Below are 15,608 nucleotides of genomic sequence, written 5' to 3'. Positions count from 1 at the left end.
TGCTGCCTCCGATGAAATGGAACGCGTGGGGTGACGCGCGCCAAGCCAAACCGCTCTCGGCAGGCATCCGCTCGCTGTTGAAGCAGGCGCTGGAGGTGACGGACTCGACCACGGCCGAACTCGACGCGGATCAGGTGAAGCTGCGTCCGTCCCAGCTGGCCGACGACCACCGCGAAGCGTTGGCCGCCATCGTCGGATCGGACTACTGCCGCGTCAGCGACCGCGACCGACTGCTGCATGCCGGCGGCAAGTCCACCCTGGATCTGCTGCGGCGCAGAGATTCCGGCGTGCAGGAGGCGCCCGACGCGGTGTTGTTGCCCGGCGGCCCAAGTGGCGAGGACGACGTTGCGGCGATTCTGCGGTACTGCTCGCAGCATGGCATCGCCGTCGTCCCGTTCGGCGGCGGCACCAGCGTGGTCGGCGGCCTCGATCCGGTCCGCGGTGAGTTCGGCGCTGTGGTGTCGCTGGACCTGCGGCGCTTCGACCAACTGCTGGCTTTCGACGCGGTGTCCGGGGAAGCCGAGTTCGGCGCCGGCGTCACCGGGCCGCGGGCCGAGCAACTGCTCGCAGAGCACCGATTTTCGCTCGGGCATTTTCCGCAGAGCTTTGAATTCGCCAGCCTGGGCGGTTTCGCCGCAACTCGATCGGCGGGCCAGGACTCCGCGGGATACGGCCGTTTCGACGACATGATTCGCGGGCTGCAGGTGGTTACGCCCGCAGGCGTGCTGGATCTGGGCCGCGCGCCGCAATCTGCGGCCGGTCCGGATCTGCGGCAACTGCTGATCGGGTCGGAAGGCGTCTTCGGCATCATTACCCGGGTGCGGGTTCGGGTGCATCCGTCGCCGGACGTCACGCGCTACGAGGCGTGGTCGTTCCCCGACTTCGCCACCGGGACAGCCGCATTGCGCGCCGTCACTCAGACCGGCACCGGCCCGACGGTGATCCGACTCTCCGACGAAGCCGAGACCGGCGTCAACCTGGCCACCACCGAGACGATCGGCGAGACCCAGATCACCGGCGGCTGTCTAGCGATCACCGTGTTCGAGGGCACCGCCGCGCATGCCGAAAGCAGGCACGTCGAAACCCGGGAGCTCATCACGGCTTTGGGCGGCACCTCGCTGGGCGAAGCCCCGGCGCGGGCTTGGGAGCACGGCCGGTTCGGCGCGCCCTACCTGCGCGACTCGTTGCTGGCCGCCGGCGCGCTCTGCGAGACGCTCGAGACGGCCACCGACTGGTCCAATATCCCCGCGCTGAAGGCCGCCGTCACCGACGCGCTGACCACCGCGCTGGCCGAATCCGGTACGCCGGCGCTGGTGCTGTGCCACATTTCGCATGTGTATGCCACCGGCGCCTCGCTGTACTTCACCGTCGTCGCCGGACAACGCGGGAATCCGATTGACCAATGGCGCGCCGCCAAGACCGCTGCTTGCAACGCGATCGTGGCCGCCGGCGGGACGATCACTCATCACCACGCGGTCGGAGCCGATCACCGGCCCTGGATGCGTGACGAGGTGGGTGATTTGGGCGTACGGGTGTTGCGGGCGGTCAAATCGACGCTGGATCCTGCGGGAATTCTCAACCCCGGCAAGCTCATCCCGTGATCACGCGGCGCGAGACGATGCAGTGGGGGCACCCCCAGCCGCGCAGCGGCGAGGGGGACGAAGCGATGAGGAGGAGCGACGCCGTATGACCCGGCGCGAAGTCGGCCGGGTGACCGTGCTGACCAATCCGGCATCGGGACACGGAAACGCGCCACACGCCGCCGAAAAGGCGATCCAGCGGCTGCAAAAGCGTGGCATCGACGTGGTGGCGATCGTCGGCAGCGACGCCGAGCACGCACGTCGGCTGCTGCATGCTGCGGTCGAAAAGGGCACCGATGCCCTGGTGGTCACCGGCGGTGACGGAGTGATCTCCGATGCGCTGCAAGCGCTCGCTTGCACGGATATCCCGCTGGGAATCATTCCCGCCGGTACCGGCAACGATCACGCCCGCGAATTCGGCTTGCCCACAAAGGATCCCGCCGCCGCCGCCGACGTTGTCGCGGACGGCTGGACCGAAACGGTCGACCTGGGCAGGATTCGGGACCGCAAAGGAATTACCACGTGGTTCGGCACCGTTGCCGCCGCAGGATTCGATTCGCTGGTAACCGATCGGGCCAACCGGATGCGCTGGCCGCGCGGTCGAATGCGCTACAACCTGGCGATGCTCGCCGAGCTGTCGGCGCTGAGGCTGCTGCCGTTCCGGCTGGTGCTCGACGGACGCGACGAGATCGTCACCGATCTGACCCTTGCGGCGTTCGGCAACACCCGCAGCTACGGCGGCGGGATGCTGATCTGCCCGAATGCCGATCATGCCGACGGCCAACTCGACATCACCATGGTGCACTCGGCGTCCCGCACCCGGCTGATCCGCCTGTTCCCCACCGTCTACAAAGGCCGCCATGTCGATCTCGACGAGGTGACGACGGCGCGGGCGACGTCCGTCGACGTCGAATCAGCGGGAATCAATGCCTACGCCGACGGCGAATACGTCTGCCCGCTGCCCGCTGAAATCTCGGCGGTGCCTGGCGCGCTGCACATCCTGCGCCCCCGCGGAGCAACACCCTGACCGGGCTTATCCGACTCCACGGCTGAGCCAGGACACCTCGGCGCCGTCACCGCCATCGCGATACACCTCGAGCGCCTCATCCCAGGCGGTACCCAGCGCCGAATCCAGCTCGGCGGCCAGCGCGTCGGCGCCATCGGCCATCATCGCCCGCAGCCGCATCTCGCCGATCATCACGTCGCCGTTGGCACTCATCGCTGCGCTCCACAGGCCCAGCTGGGGGGTGTGGCTGAAGCGCTGCCCGTCCACGCCGGCACTGGGATCCTCGGTGACTTCGAACCGCAGCACCGACCAGGAACGCAAGGCATTGGCCAATCGGGCGCCGGTGCCCACCGGACCCACCCAATTGGTCACCGCACGCAGCTGCCCGGGCATCGCCGGTTGTGGGGTCCACTTGAGGTTGGGCGTGGCTGCCAGCGTGGACGACAACGCCCACTCGACATGCGGACACACCGCGGCGGGCGAGGCGTGGATATACACCACGCCGGTCGTCACGTCGGCGAACTGGTTCGCTGCACCCATCTGTTGCTCCTTCGGCTCCACGAGGGACGTCTTCCCCAACGACCTGGTGAACCCGACGAGCATGGTTCCGGAATAGTGATCCGGATAAAGTTGTGTCGTGCGTGTCTATTGTGCCTCGTGAGACCCCTGTTGCGCTAGTCCGCGTGGCACTCCGATATCACGGCATCAGCGAGCTCCGGCCAGATCGGCAGCGCCCACTTGCCGAAATCGCGATCGGTGAGCACCACCAACGCGAGCTTCGCCTCCGGATCTGCCCAGATGAACGTGCCCGTTTGACCGAAATGGCCGAAGGTGTGCGCCGAATTCTTCGCGCCGGTCCAGTGCGGGGTTTTGCCGTCTCTGATCTCGAAACCCAGCCCCCAGTCGTTGGGGCGCTGCACCCCGTATCCGGGTAACACCCCGTCCAGGCCGGGAAACTGCACGGCGGTCGCCTCGGCGTGCATCCCCGGCGACACCGTCGTCGGACACAGCAGGTCGCCGGCGAAGGCTGCCAGGTCTGCGACCGTCGATGTCACCCCGAAGCCGGCCTCCTGGGCGCCGCCGTCGAGCCGGGTGGCTGTCATTGCCAGCGGTTCGAAAACCGCCTCGGCCAGGTAGCGGCCGAATTCGATCCCGGACGCCTGCTGGACGGTCTCGGCCAGCACCGCGAAGCCATAGTTGGAATACACCCGGCGGGTGCCGGGCCAGGCAAGCGTGTCAGCGGACTGCATCGCCAACCCCGAGGCATGGGCCAACAAGTGCCGGACCGTCGATCCGGGTGGTCCGGCGGCGGTATCCAATTCCACGGCGCCCTCTTCGATCGCGATCTGCGCGGCCCGCGCCACCAGGAGCTTGGTCACCGACGCCAGCGCGAACTGCCGTCCGGTGTCGCCGTGGCTGGCCAGCACCCCCGAGGGTCCGACTACCGCGGCAGCCGCCGCTGCAACCGGCCAGTCGTCGAGTACGTCAAGTGCGGCCATCGCGCAGGAGCCTACCGACCAAGCACTACGTTGGTGCGCATGAGTCAGTTAGTGCGCGGCGTGATTTCACGAAAGAAGGCCGAGCCGGTCGAGGTGGTCGACATCGTCATCCCCGACCCCGGCCCCGGCGAGGTGGTGGTGGACGTAACAGCCTGCGGGGTGTGCCACACCGACCTCACCTACCGAGAGGGCGGCATCAACGACGAGTACCCATTCCTGCTTGGCCATGAAGCGGCCGGCACCGTCGAATCGGTTGGAAACGGGGTGACCGCGGTGCAGCCGGGCGACTTCGTGATTCTGAATTGGCGTGCGGTCTGCGGTCAGTGCCGCGCCTGCAAACGCGGCAGGCCGCAGTATTGCTTCGACACCTTCAACGCTGAGCAGAAGATGACCCTCACCGACGGCACCGAGCTCACACCGGCGCTGGGCATCGGGGCATTTGCCGACAAGACACTGGTGGCTGTCGGGCAGTGCACCAAGGTCGATCCCGAGGCCGACCCGGCGGTGGCCGGTCTGCTGGGCTGCGGGGTGATGGCCGGCCTGGGTGCTGCCATCAATACCGGGGCGGTCACCCGCGACGACACGGTCGCGGTGATCGGTTGTGGCGGCGTGGGCGACGCCGCGATCGCCGGGGCCGCGCTGGTCGGCGCCAAGCGGATCATCGCCGTGGACACCGACAACAGCAAACTGGATTGGGCCCGCAAATTCGGCGCCACCCACACCGTCAACGCGCGCGAATTCGACGTCGTCAAAACCATCCAGGACCTCACCGACGGGTTCGGCGCCAACGTGGTGATCGACGCCGTCGGCCGACCGGAAACCTGGGAGCAGGCCTTCTATGCCCGCGATCTTGCCGGAACCGTTGTGCTGGTAGGTGTTCCGACGCCGGATATGCGTATCGACATGCCGCTGGTGGACTTCTTCTCCCGCGGCGGCGCGCTCAAGTCGTCGTGGTACGGCGACTGCCTGCCCGAACGCGACTTCCCCACCCTGATCGACCTCTATCTGCAGGGCCGGTTACCGCTGGAGAAGTTCGTCTCCGAACGCATCGGTCTCGACGACATCGAAGAGGCATTCGACAAAATGCATGACGGCAAAGTGCTGCGCTCGGTGGTGATGCTGTGATGGCCCCCATCCAGCGCGTCGTTACCCATGGCACGTTCGAACTCGACGGCGGCAGTTGGGAAGTCGACAACAACATCTGGCTGATCGGCGACGATTCCGACGTCGTGGTGTTCGACGCCGCGCACAGCGCGGAGCCGATCGTGGCCGCCGTCGGCGGGCGCAATGTGGTGGCGGTGGTATGCACCCACGGCCACAATGACCACGTGACGGTGGCGCCGGAGCTCGGCGATACGCTCGACGCGCCAGTACTGCTCCACCCCGGCGATGACGTGTTATGGCGGATGACCCACCCGGACAGGAACTTTCGCGCGGTGTCCGACGCCGACACGCTGGCCGTCGCGGGCACCGAGCTGCGAGCGCTGCACACCCCCGGACACTCCCCCGGGTCGGTCTGCTGGTATGCCCCGGACCTGGGCGCCGTGTTCAGCGGCGACACCCTGTTTTCCGGTGGACCCGGCGCCACCGGGCGGTCGTTTTCGGACTTTCCGACGATCCTGCAGTCGATCTCGGGTCGTCTCGGCAAGCTTCCAGCCGACACCATCGTCTACACCGGCCATGGCGACACCACCAGCATCGGCGACGAGATCGTGCACTACGACGAATGGGTGGCCCGCGGCCACTAGGGACCGACCGCAGGCTAACGGCCGTCGAGGATCCTGCGTTTCTCGGTCTCGAACTCCGCTTCGGTCAACGCTCCGGAATCCCGCAGCGATGCAAGTGTTTTCAGCTGCTCCAGTTTTATCGCCTCGCCGGTCGGAGCATGCGACGGCAGTGCTGGCTCCGGTGCGCTCACCGACAAATCCGCGTCGATGGGGTCGGTGGGGCTGTACGACGGGAAGGGTTGCCCCGTGGTTGCGAACGATCGCGTCACCCGCCGGATTCGCGCCAACCACAACGTCGAGCCGACCAGCCCAAGGGTACCGATGGTGAACAGCCCGACAGACGGCCATACCGACCAGCCGTAGGGACTCTCCTTACCGAACGCCAGGCTTGGGCTGATGAATCCGTTGACCTGACCTTCGGTCTTGATCGCGTACATGCCGTCGGCCGGAACCTGAACGACCCAGACCCGCCGGTGCGCGTCGTTGTTGATTGTCGTTGTACCACCATAGCTTTCGGTGACCGCCGGATCTGGGACACCCTGGGGTGGGTCGATATCTATCCCAAGTTGCGGCACCGGCAATCCACCGCCGCTGGGTCCGGAGATGACCTCGGTGTGAAAGCTGACGGTGACTTTGCCGGCCGGCAGGTGCAGGCTGGCTGATCCGGGGATGGGGACCTCACCGTAGGCGTTGTACTTGTCCATCACGAACGCGTTGAGGATCGGCAGGACGATGAAGCCGATTCCCCCGACAATCATCGCCAGGATCGCCAGTGCCAGCGAAATCTTCGCGAGCCGTCCGCTATTCATTCACGCAGTGTGTCACTGCGAGGTGGGTGGCGCCAGCGAAACCACACCGCCCGGTTTCGCTGAAACGAGGCGGGCTGGGGCGTCCTCTCCGATGCTGGTAACGATGCCGATTGCCGGCGCCTATGGGATATCTCCGAGAAACTAGCCGGCGTCAGTTACCCAAAACCGCACTGACTGCCGTTTGTGCTGCCGGCCATGCCCCGGCAGCACAGTTTGGACCCATCACCACAGTGGGTAGTCGTCGAGCAGCGCCGTCGGCAGGCGATAAGTCTCGTCAGGACGGAATGGTTCATGAACGAACACGACAACAAGCAAAAGACCTCCTCGGAAACGCCCGAACTGAGCGAGGAAGGTAAAGAAAAAGTCCGCCAGATGCAGGAAGCCTACGACGATGATCGCCCGACGGTAGTGCTGCCCGGCACCGGGGGCACGATCACAGGCGTCGCGATCAACGAATGGCTGGACGACGACGGCAACCCGAAGTTCGGCAAGGACAAGCCGCAAGAGGTGAGCGAAGAGTCGTCGACTTAGCGAAAGCCCGGTTCCGGTTCAGGCAAGCCCCGCGGCCCGCGGGGGAATCTCGGAAAACGCGGTGGCTCCGGCCCCTGAGTCGTCGTCGGCGCCTCGCTGGTTGTCGGCGCCGAAGTCGTTGTTGTGGCGGGCGCTTCGGTGGTGGTCGTTGTCGTCGGCGCTTGGGTGGTGGTGGACGGGGGTGTCGCGGTGTCCGACTCGGTCGATGACGGCGGGCTGGTCGCCGGCGCCTGACTGTCCGTCGCACCCGACGGAGCCGGGCCTTGGTTAGACGGCGCGGGTGCGGTGCTCACGCTGGGTGCCGGTGTGGTCGGTGCGCTGCCGGAGGTGTGACGCAGGGTGATCATGACCGCGGCGGCGACCGCCAGCACCGCAAGCACGGTGCCGACCATGACCACCACCGGCCGGCGATACCAGGCGTCGGCAACCGCGCGGGTCACGATGGGCTGCAAGTCGCGATCGACACCAAGCTGCGACCGCGCGGCCGTCGGCCCGGTGGTGCTGCTGCCTTGTTCGGGGTACTCGCCGGGCCGGATCGGCATGATGTCGGAGTCGTCGTCGGCCTCCGACCAGGCCAGCGCGGGAACCGGCCTGGGTTCTACCGGAATATTCGAGATCGTCGTGGTATCGACGACCGTTCCGGCCGCCGTCGGCGCGACCGCTGTCTCGCTATCGGCGGGACCACGTGCGGCCAGTAACGCCGCACCAATAGCCGGCGTCAGGTACGGCCGCGGTGCCGTGATGATCGGTACGCCCAGCTGTTGCGACAGGGTAGTGGTGACCGCTGGAATGCTCGCACCCCCGCCCACCGACGCGATCGCAGCCACATCTTCCGTGCGAATTCCATTGCGCTGCAAAGTTTCGTGGACGACTGTGATGAACCCGTCCAGCGGCTGGCGGATCGCGTCGCCGAGTTCGTCCCGGGTGACCCGGATATCGCCACGAAAGCCGGGCACGTCAGCGGCCAGCGTGGTCGCGATGGTCGACGAGAGTTCTTCTTTGGCGCGTCGGCAGTAGCCCCGCAGCTGAGCCAGCGAGCCGATCGCCGAGGTCGCCGACGTGTCGAACGCGCCGGCCGAGGACAGATCGGCGACGACGTGGGTCAGCAACGCCTGGTCGATCTGATCGCCGGAGAATTCACGATGCCGCACGGCAGGAACGACCACCTGGTATCCGTTGGTGGCGTCGACCAGGGCCAGGGTGGTTCCGGTGCCTCCGAAATCACACACGGCGATGATTCCGCGGCTGGGCACCCCCGGGTTCGCCTGCAGCGCGATCAGCGCTGCCACGAAGTCCGGTACCAGCGCCAACCGCCCGTCCGACCATTCGGAGACTCTGCTCAACGCCACCCGCACCGCGTCGACTGCCCCCGGCCCCCAATGCGCGGGATGGGTGACCGTGACCGCATCCGGCAGTGCTCGTCCATCTGTCACGGCGTAGGACAGTGCCCGCAGCGCATCGGCGAGCAGCGTCTCGCTGCGGTGGGTCGTACCGTCGGCTGCCACGATGGCGGCCGGGTCGCCCACCCGGTCGACGAAGTCGGTGAGCACCAGCCCGGGTTCGTCGATCTTCGGGTTCTCGGCTGGCAGACCGACTTCGGCTGAGCGCTGCCGATACAGCGTCAACACCGGCCTGCGGACCACCGCCCGGTCGGCGGTCACCGCCGCCAAGTTGGTGGCCCCAATCGAGAGGCCTAACGCCGACCGTGCTCCGTCAGCCATTTCGTCCAATCCCCGCGCAGGTCACAGTGCCGGTCTCGGCGGTCCGCAGCTCGGCCTTCATCGGATCGTGCCGACCCCCGCGATCAGCGGCAGATCCAGCGGGGTGACCCAGCCCGGCGAGAGTTCGTTGACGGCCGGCACCGCGTTGAGCGCACGCATCCCGGTCGCCAGACAACCGGCTGCGGCCGCGTCGCGTCCGGAGCCGTCGGTGAATCGAAATGCGGTCTCCTGGTAGATGCTCGGCGTGCCTTCGATGTCAACCCGATAGACGTCGTCTTTGACGCCCGCCGGCCAGTCCGGGGCGGCGTCAAGGCCGATCCGGTTCACGTGCTCGAGCTGGATGCGGGTCTGGCCGTTGTACACGCCGTTGATGGTGAACCGGACCGCGGCCACGTGTCCCGGCGGGATGACCCCCTTTGCCGTCTTGCGCTCGTTGGGCGTCACCCACTTGTCCCACGTGGTGGTGATCTCGTCGAGCGTGATGCCGGCGGCGTGCGCGATCATCGGCACGGTAGCGCCCCACGCGAAGATCAGCACATCGCGGTTCTCCAGGATCGGGCGGAATTCGGGCTCACGCCCGATACCCATCTCGTTCTCGTAGTCGCCCTCGTAATTGGTGTAGTCCAGCAGCTCGGAGGCCCGTACCGTGCGCACCTCCGAGCAGACCCCCATCAGCGTCATCGGAAACAGGTCGTTGGCGAAGCCCGGGTCGATGCCGGTGGTGAAACACGACGCCTCGCCCAACTCGCAGGCCTCGGTGATCGGCCGGATCCAGTTGGGCGGATTCAGATGCATGGTCGGCCAAACCCACGGCGTCATCGCCGTCGAGCAGACGTCGATCCCGGCCCGCAGGAACCGCGTGATCAGCGCGATGTTGTCGTCGGCGTGCGCCGCGGTCGGGCCGTAATGCACCAGCGCATCGGGTTTCAGCGCGATGAGCGCATCGACATCGTCGGTGGCGGTAATGCCGACCGGTTGGGCCAGCCCACAGATCTCGCCGACGTCGCGACCCACTTTCTTCGGATTGCTCACGCCGACGCCGACCAGCTCGAACAGCGGATGATTGACGATTTCGGCGATCACCATCCTGCCGACGAAACCGGTACCCCAGATCACGACCCGCTTAGCCATGCGCCACCTTTCGATCGACGAGTTTTTCTCATCGCGGCGATCCTAGAACCGTACGGTCTTTCCTCGCTGCGGTCTCGGTGGCTATGCGGCGAGTTTGTCTGGCCAAGCACTGGGAAGGCACACCTTAGGAGCGGCTGTGGGCGCGCCGGCTACGGGCCAACCGGAACGTCATCCTCTCGATCATCCGGTCGCGCAACGTCAAGGTGTGCAGCAGAACCGCGGAAATGTGCGCGGCGATTGCGGCCATCAGTGCATACGCGACGACCGAATGAGCCTGCCGCAGCAGCCAAAACAACTGCGCATCGAACGGTGCGATGCGTGGGAGCCGTAATGAGCCGAACACGACGACCGGTCCACCGGCGGCCGAAACCATCGCCCAGCCGATCAGCGGCTGGAGCAACAACAGCGCATACAGCGACACTTCCGACAGCACGACGATCTTGCGTTCCAGCGCGCCGACCGTGGACGGTAACGGCGGAGCGCGATGGGCCAACCGGTTGACCAGACGTACCAGCACCACCACGAGGATGGTCACGCCCAGCGTCCGGTGCATCATGATCAGCGTGGAGTAGTCGCCTACCGAGTTCACCATCACGAAACCGATGAACAGCGCGCAGAACACCAGCGCGGCCGTCAACCAGTGCAGGACCCTGGTCAACGCCGTGTATTGGCCGGGTTCGGGCGCCGCGGTCATAACTCGACCTTGTCGACCTGTACCGCGGGCGGGCTTCCGGTCTCGCCGGCGCGACGCCGGTACGACGCGGCGTAGACGGCCGATCGCGCGCTGAGCAGCGGATCGTCGGACGGCTCGATGCCGGCGGGCAGCACCAGCGGATCGAAGTTGATGTCCCGCGCGTTGCCCGGCGCATCGGTTTTGATCGAGTCGAGCGTCAGCACCCCAGCGTCAACGTTGCGCCGATCGGCGGGCCAGGGCAGCGTCGCGTCGTGCGTCGGATCGGACGCCGCGCCCACGGTCAGCACGAAACGCCAGCGCAGCGGGCCGGCCCGCAACTGCCGGACCAGCGCGTCGAACAGCGCATTCGGCCCCGACGAGGGCGGCAGCGCCTGTTGCAGCGGCGACAGCGACCATCGCACCGGCGCCCGCGCGCCGGATTCGTTGACGAAGTAGAAGGCGTTCAACCCGCTGTAGACACTGTCGGCGAAGCCCGGTGTCGGCGGATGCTGCTTGACGATGGCCGTGGCCCGCGCCGTCTCCGGGTGTGCGGCCAGGAATCGCGCCATCGCCGTCGGATCGGGCTTGCCGGTTCCGGGAACCGCGGCTGAAGCGATCAGCCGGTCGTAGAACCCTTGCGGTGAATTATCCAGGAAGACGGGAAGATTTAGTGTCGCCATCCGCCACTGCTCCCGACCGGGGAAGCCGAACACCAGTCCCAGTCCGCGCGCGGTCGACGACGCGTCAGCGGCGTGCGGATTGCCGCCGGCCAACGAAAACCGCCCGATCACCGGGGTGCGACCCGTCGCGAACACCGCTGCCTTCGACAGCGTACTGCCGTTGCCGTTGCTGTCGAAGTACCCGGTAACGGCGACTCCCTTGGCATGGTTCTTGCGAAACCCGGGTTGTCGGCCGAACACCTTGGCAAAGCCGTCGAGGAAGGTCCTCGGCGTCAGCCGCGCGGGACCGATCCACTTGTTTGCGTACAGCAGCGCACCCAGGTCGACCGCCAGGAAGGCTCCGACCACCGCGGCACCGCGCAGCACGTCACGCCTGCCGGGACGCGCGGTGCCCCATCGTCCGACGTCCTGCGGCGGTTCAGTCATCACTCGCCTTTACGACGATCACCTGACATTGGTTCAAGCATGGCCGCGAAATGGTGGGCCTTGCGATGAAAGACACGAAAACGTCCCCAAGTGTTCGGCCGGAGTGACACCATGTCGCCTGAGATGACCATGATCACACGCCCGGGCAAGGCCCGCACAGGGCCGTCGATACTGCTTACGGTGCTGACCGCTTTCGCTGCCACGGCAGGGGTTTGCGGGGTGGCAAACGCAGACCCGCCTGCCCAGGTGACCTATCAGCTGACTGGCAGCGCCCCGGTGGCGGACTACATCTCGTATCAGACCGACACCGGTCAGGCCGGCCAGACTCAGCAGGCACACGTGCCATTGCCCTGGCAGATCCAGTTCAATGCCCGCGGCACGAACGTGTTCGTGATCAGCGCGCAAAGCCCCGGCTCGATCACCTGCACAATCCTTATCGACGGCAAGACGGTCAGCCAGGCGACCGCGAACGGGGCGCCCGCCCGCACCGTCTGCTCGAACTGACGATTCGACCGCGCGGGCGAAATCAGCGTCCGATGTCGACCGGCCTGCGTGGTTTCGGTGGCGGGTACACGACCCGTGCGATGCTCGCCGACAGCCAACCGATGGCCCACCCGCCGAAGAACACCGCAAAAGTGTGCCGGGTGGCATCACCGGCGTGAGTCCACACCGCTGCGAGGATGACGGCCCAGACAACGGCACAGCCGATACTGTAGCCGATGTATGTGCGAGAATACTTGCGCAACAATCGGATTCGCTCAATCAGGCCCGATCGAAACAGCGACATCCGGACACGCGGCGGAAGCTTTTGGTCACCGTAGGTGTCGTCCAGCATGGCGATCAACTCCTCCCCGTAGCGGCGGCGCCAAGCCCGCGGGTACCAGCGCATGATGCCGCTGGCATCGCGGGGATTCATTGCGCCCACCCCGGGTTAGGTGCATGCAATGTGATGCCGAGCCGGCGCGCACCCTCGGCCGCAAGTGCCCCCAGGCTCCGCACCGCCGTGGTCAGTTCGGCTCGTCCCGCGGCGGTCAACCGATACGGGCGCCTGCGCTCGTCGTGGCCCGCCGGTTCGATCAGGCCGTGCTCCTCCAGTGCGGTGATCGCTCCATAGAGCGTTCCCGGCCCAAGCGTCACGCCGGCGAATTTCTCGATATCGCGCGCCAGCGCGTAGCCGTGTTTAGCGCCCGAAGCCAGGCTGGTCATGATCAGCACGCCCGGGTCATTTCGCCTGCCGAGCTTGCGGGCCGGTCGGGAACCGCGTGCCATACCGGCCAACATTAGTACGTGCCACGTATTACGGCAAGCGTAGTATGGCCCGATGGCCCGGCGGCCATATCGGTGGCCACTGGACTCTTCTCGACTTAGTCGATAGCGTCTATCACTTGACAGTGGCTATCGCTTTTGCCAATTGCAGGGTGAGGTGACCATGCCCGCACACCGCTCATCGGTCGTGATCGCCGGCGCTGGGATCGGCGGTCTTTCGATGTCCGCCATGCTTGGCCGCCGAGGCGTTGACTCGCTCTTGGTCGAAAAGCGCCGTGCGACTTTCATATACCCAAAGGCCCGCAACCTCAACTTCCGCAGCTTGGAGATATTGCGACGTCTGGGCGTCGGAGATGCGGTAGACGCTGTCGCCGAACATATTTCGACGATGGTCTGCAAAGAGACGCTCAGCAGCCCCGAACAGAGCGGGGTATTCGATGCGGCGTCGATGCTTTCCAGCGCCGAGGGCCTCAGCCCCGAGGCGTATGGAAGATATTGTCCGCAAAGCCGACTGGAACCGATCTTGCTGGATGAAAGCCGTCGGCTGGGCGGCGAGGTGCGATACCGCACAGAACTGAAGTCGTTCGAACAGGACGATTCGGGCATCGTCGCGACGATCAAAGACCTTGACACCGGTATGACGTCGGACGTGTTCGCCGACTACCTAGTGGCCGCCGACGGGACCCATAGCCCGATTCGGGAGAAGCTGGGCATCAGCACATCGGGCTTCGGCCTGCTGCCGATCTTCGTTGTCTTTATGTATTTTCGCGCGCCGTGGCGTCAATTCGTCCCCGACTTGGGCGACGGCGACGGTATCCAGATCGCCAATCCGGACGTCAACGGAATATTCATTGTGGCCAAAGACGACCTCGGTGTTTTCGCGGCCACCTACTTTCCGAGTCGGGGTGAAACCGTTGACCAGTTCACACCGCAGCGCTGCCGCCAGATGCTGCTCGCGGCCATCGGGTCGCCAATCGACGTGGAAATTGTGGACGTCGGACCTTGGCAACCCTCCGAACAAGTCGCCGATCAATTCCGTTGCGGGAAAATCTTTCTCGTTGGCGACTCGGCGCATACCATGCCCCCGTTGAAGGGCGGCGGGGCGAACAGCGCGATCGAGAGCGCGCACAACCTGGCATGGAAACTCGCAGCGGTGCTGAAGGGGACCGCGGGTCCCGAGCTGCTCGACACCTACCATGTCGAGCGCCATCCCGTCGGACGTTTCGCGGCGCGGCAGTCACTGACCGGGCCGGCCACGTCCTTTCTTTCGTTGGAGGACGACCGGCCAAAGCTGCCCGCCGAAGAAGATCTGCCGTTGTTTTACATGATCGCCGGATACAAGTACCGCTCGTCTGCGGTGGTGAGCGACCAGGCGACGCCGGCGGACCCCGACGCGGTGCAGCTGGTCGAAACCGAGGAACTGCGGGGCGAACCCGGCACCAGGGTGCCGCATGCCTGGGTGCAAGGCGACAAGGGTCCCCGCGTGTCCACACTGGATCTGCTCGGCCCGGGCTTCACGCTGTTCGTCGGTTCAGCCGGAACGCCATGGACGAAAGCAGCCGACGCGGTGTGCAGATCGCTCGGTGTCTCGGTTGACGTCCGCAGTGTCGGCGCCGACGCCGACTTCCGAGACGTCGATGGCCGATGGGCCGCGCTCACCGGGCTCGGCCCGGATGCGGCGCTGCTCGTGCGCCCCGATGATTTCGTCGCCTGGCGCGCTGACACTCTCCCTGGTTCGCCGGCAAATGCACTCAACCAGGCGCTGTCCCGCATTCTGGGCCGATGACCGAGTCGGAAATCGTCGCCTGTCTGGGCTCGAGCACGACCGCCGCGAAGGGGACCTATAACTGGATCGATGAACTGGCCGACCGACCGCAAAACAGCCGGTTTCGATTCGTCAACTTCGGCGTGGGCGGTGACCAATCGTTCGACATCACCAGGCGGCTCGACCCGGTAATCCGCGTAGCGCCGGACCGGGTCATCGTGCTGATCGGGACCAACGACATCCTGGCGAGCGTCTTTCCGAATTTCCGACGATTCACCCGCGCCTGGAAACGGATCGCTCAAGATCCCTCGCCGGCACACTTCAAAGACAACCTCGAGCTGATCACCCACCGCCTGCAGCAGGCAACCCACGCCAGAATCGCGCTGAGTTCGGTCGCGCCCGTCGGAGAAGCTCTTCGATCAAGCGACGCCGTTCAGTCGCGGCTCAACGATCAGGTTGCCGCCTACAACGGCATCATCGCCGACGTATCACGCAGCAGCGGCAGCTACTACATCCCGTTTTACGAGTGCTTCCGTGATCAACTGGCCCGCTCAATGATCGCCAAACCGTTTACCCGGTTCTCCTTCGCTGCCTTCTACCGCGACTACCTATTCCGCGAAATGATTCTGCGACGAAGTTTCGATCAGATCTCGCAGAGAAACGGCTGGGAACTCCACATCGACGGCATTCACCTCAACACCAAGGGTGGCCGCATCCTCACCGACGTCGTTCAGCAGTTCCTCGACTCGCCTTCAAGATCGGCGGGGGCGGTTTAGGCTCGCGCCTGTAGCCCG

Annotated in this window: 17 protein-coding genes and 1 pseudogene; 9 read left to right on the top strand and 9 right to left on the bottom strand. The window is 65.8% G+C overall.

Annotated features, from left to right (window positions below; genetic code table 11):
- The first annotated feature begins 11 nt into the window (after positions 1 to 11).
- The 3 genes and pseudogenes from VNW74_RS23780 to VNW74_RS23775 all read left to right on the top strand — a co-directional run bounded on the left by VNW74_RS23780 (position 12) and on the right by VNW74_RS23775 (position 2,607).
- On the top strand, positions 12 to 1,601 hold the full coding sequence (locus VNW74_RS23780; protein ID WP_325681405.1) for an FAD-binding oxidoreductase: 1,590 nt from the start codon (positions 12 to 14) through the stop codon (positions 1,599 to 1,601).
- A gap of 1 nt (position 1,602) precedes the next feature.
- Positions 1,603 to 1,683, top strand: a pseudogene (locus VNW74_RS31970) (hypothetical protein); the annotation flags it as partial.
- A 3-nt stretch (positions 1,684 to 1,686) separates the two neighbouring features.
- Entirely contained in the window at positions 1,687 to 2,607 is a 921-nt protein-coding gene (locus tag VNW74_RS23775; RefSeq protein WP_325681374.1) for a diacylglycerol kinase, read from the top strand.
- Between the two features lie 6 nt (positions 2,608 to 2,613).
- Here the strand turns inward: VNW74_RS23775 and VNW74_RS23770 are convergent, their stop codons facing one another.
- Together VNW74_RS23770 and VNW74_RS23765 are read right to left on the bottom strand one after the other, a co-directional pair.
- Positions 2,614 to 3,126 carry a DUF3145 domain-containing protein gene (locus VNW74_RS23770; protein WP_325681372.1) on the bottom strand — a complete coding sequence of 171 codons (513 nt, stop codon included), beginning with the start codon at positions 3,124 to 3,126 and terminating at the stop codon, positions 2,614 to 2,616.
- A gap of 134 nt (positions 3,127 to 3,260) precedes the next feature.
- On the bottom strand, positions 3,261 to 4,085 hold the full coding sequence (locus VNW74_RS23765; RefSeq protein WP_325681371.1) for a serine hydrolase domain-containing protein: 825 nt from the start codon (positions 4,083 to 4,085) through the stop codon (positions 3,261 to 3,263).
- A gap of 39 nt (positions 4,086 to 4,124) precedes the next feature.
- On the opposite strand from VNW74_RS23765, the gene VNW74_RS23760 reads away from it, so the two are divergent.
- Both VNW74_RS23760 and VNW74_RS23755 read left to right on the top strand, forming a co-directional pair.
- On the top strand, positions 4,125 to 5,210 hold the full coding sequence (locus tag VNW74_RS23760) for an S-(hydroxymethyl)mycothiol dehydrogenase (protein ID WP_325681369.1): 1,086 nt from the start codon (positions 4,125 to 4,127) through the stop codon (positions 5,208 to 5,210).
- Positions 5,210 to 5,833 carry an MBL fold metallo-hydrolase gene (locus VNW74_RS23755; RefSeq protein ID WP_325681367.1) on the top strand — a complete coding sequence of 208 codons (624 nt, stop codon included), beginning with the start codon at positions 5,210 to 5,212 and terminating at the stop codon, positions 5,831 to 5,833. The genes VNW74_RS23760 and VNW74_RS23755 overlap by 1 nt, the downstream gene beginning before the upstream one ends.
- A 14-nt stretch (positions 5,834 to 5,847) precedes the next feature.
- Here the strand turns inward: VNW74_RS23755 and VNW74_RS23750 are convergent, their stop codons facing one another.
- A complete protein-coding gene (locus VNW74_RS23750) occupies positions 5,848 to 6,621 on the bottom strand; it encodes an SHOCT domain-containing protein (protein WP_325681366.1) in 774 nt (257 codons plus the stop codon).
- Positions 6,622 to 6,912: 291 nt separating this feature from the next.
- On the opposite strand from VNW74_RS23750, the gene VNW74_RS23745 reads away from it, so the two are divergent.
- Positions 6,913 to 7,152, top strand: coding sequence for a hypothetical protein (locus tag VNW74_RS23745; RefSeq protein ID WP_325681365.1), 240 nt, complete (start codon positions 6,913 to 6,915; stop codon positions 7,150 to 7,152).
- Here VNW74_RS23745 and VNW74_RS23740 read toward each other — a convergent pair.
- The 4 genes from VNW74_RS23740 to VNW74_RS23725 form a co-directional block, all read right to left on the bottom strand.
- A complete protein-coding gene (locus VNW74_RS23740; RefSeq protein ID WP_325681364.1) occupies positions 7,149 to 8,873 on the bottom strand; it encodes an Hsp70 family protein in 1,725 nt (574 codons plus the stop codon). The two genes, VNW74_RS23745 and VNW74_RS23740, sit on opposite strands and share 4 nt — an antisense overlap.
- Before the next feature lie 57 nt (positions 8,874 to 8,930).
- The gene (locus VNW74_RS23735; RefSeq protein WP_325681362.1) at positions 8,931 to 10,004 is read right to left on the bottom strand and encodes a dihydrodipicolinate reductase; all 1,074 of its coding nucleotides are present in this window, start codon (positions 10,002 to 10,004) and stop codon (positions 8,931 to 8,933) included.
- Between the two features lie 124 nt (positions 10,005 to 10,128).
- Entirely contained in the window at positions 10,129 to 10,698 is a 570-nt protein-coding gene (locus tag VNW74_RS23730) for a cytochrome b (RefSeq protein WP_325681360.1), read from the bottom strand.
- Positions 10,695 to 11,783, bottom strand: coding sequence for a catalase family peroxidase (locus VNW74_RS23725; protein ID WP_325681358.1), 1,089 nt, complete (start codon positions 11,781 to 11,783; stop codon positions 10,695 to 10,697). The genes VNW74_RS23730 and VNW74_RS23725 overlap by 4 nt, the downstream gene beginning before the upstream one ends.
- 123 nt (positions 11,784 to 11,906) lie before the next feature.
- Here VNW74_RS23725 and VNW74_RS23720 point away from each other — a divergent pair, with 123 nt between their 5' ends.
- A complete protein-coding gene (locus tag VNW74_RS23720; protein ID WP_325681356.1) occupies positions 11,907 to 12,287 on the top strand; it encodes an MmpS family transport accessory protein in 381 nt (126 codons plus the stop codon).
- A 22-nt stretch (positions 12,288 to 12,309) separates the two neighbouring features.
- On the opposite strand, the gene VNW74_RS23715 is transcribed toward VNW74_RS23720, so the two are convergent.
- Together VNW74_RS23715 and VNW74_RS23710 are read right to left on the bottom strand one after the other, a co-directional pair.
- Complete coding sequence (locus tag VNW74_RS23715; RefSeq protein WP_325681354.1) at positions 12,310 to 12,699, bottom strand: hypothetical protein; 390 nt, start codon at positions 12,697 to 12,699, stop codon at positions 12,310 to 12,312.
- Positions 12,696 to 13,052, bottom strand: a complete 357-nt coding sequence (locus VNW74_RS23710) for a PadR family transcriptional regulator (protein WP_325681352.1) — start codon at positions 13,050 to 13,052, stop codon at positions 12,696 to 12,698. Before VNW74_RS23710 ends, VNW74_RS23715 begins: the two co-directional genes overlap by 4 nt.
- 160 nt (positions 13,053 to 13,212) lie before the next feature.
- On the opposite strand from VNW74_RS23710, the gene VNW74_RS23705 reads away from it, so the two are divergent.
- Both VNW74_RS23705 and VNW74_RS23700 read left to right on the top strand, forming a co-directional pair.
- The gene (locus VNW74_RS23705) at positions 13,213 to 14,835 is read left to right on the top strand and encodes an FAD-dependent monooxygenase (RefSeq protein WP_325681350.1); all 1,623 of its coding nucleotides are present in this window, start codon (positions 13,213 to 13,215) and stop codon (positions 14,833 to 14,835) included.
- Positions 14,832 to 15,590: an SGNH/GDSL hydrolase family protein gene (locus VNW74_RS23700; protein WP_325681348.1), complete on the top strand. Its 759-nt coding sequence runs from the start codon at positions 14,832 to 14,834 to the stop codon at positions 15,588 to 15,590. The genes VNW74_RS23705 and VNW74_RS23700 overlap by 4 nt, the downstream gene beginning before the upstream one ends.
- The last annotated feature ends 18 nt before the right edge of the window (positions 15,591 to 15,608 follow it).

This window comes from Mycobacterium sp. (genome assembly GCF_035570115.1).
Taxonomy (GTDB): domain Bacteria; phylum Actinomycetota; class Actinomycetes; order Mycobacteriales; family Mycobacteriaceae; genus Mycobacterium.
This window is presented reverse-complemented; position numbering and strand designations above follow the sequence as displayed.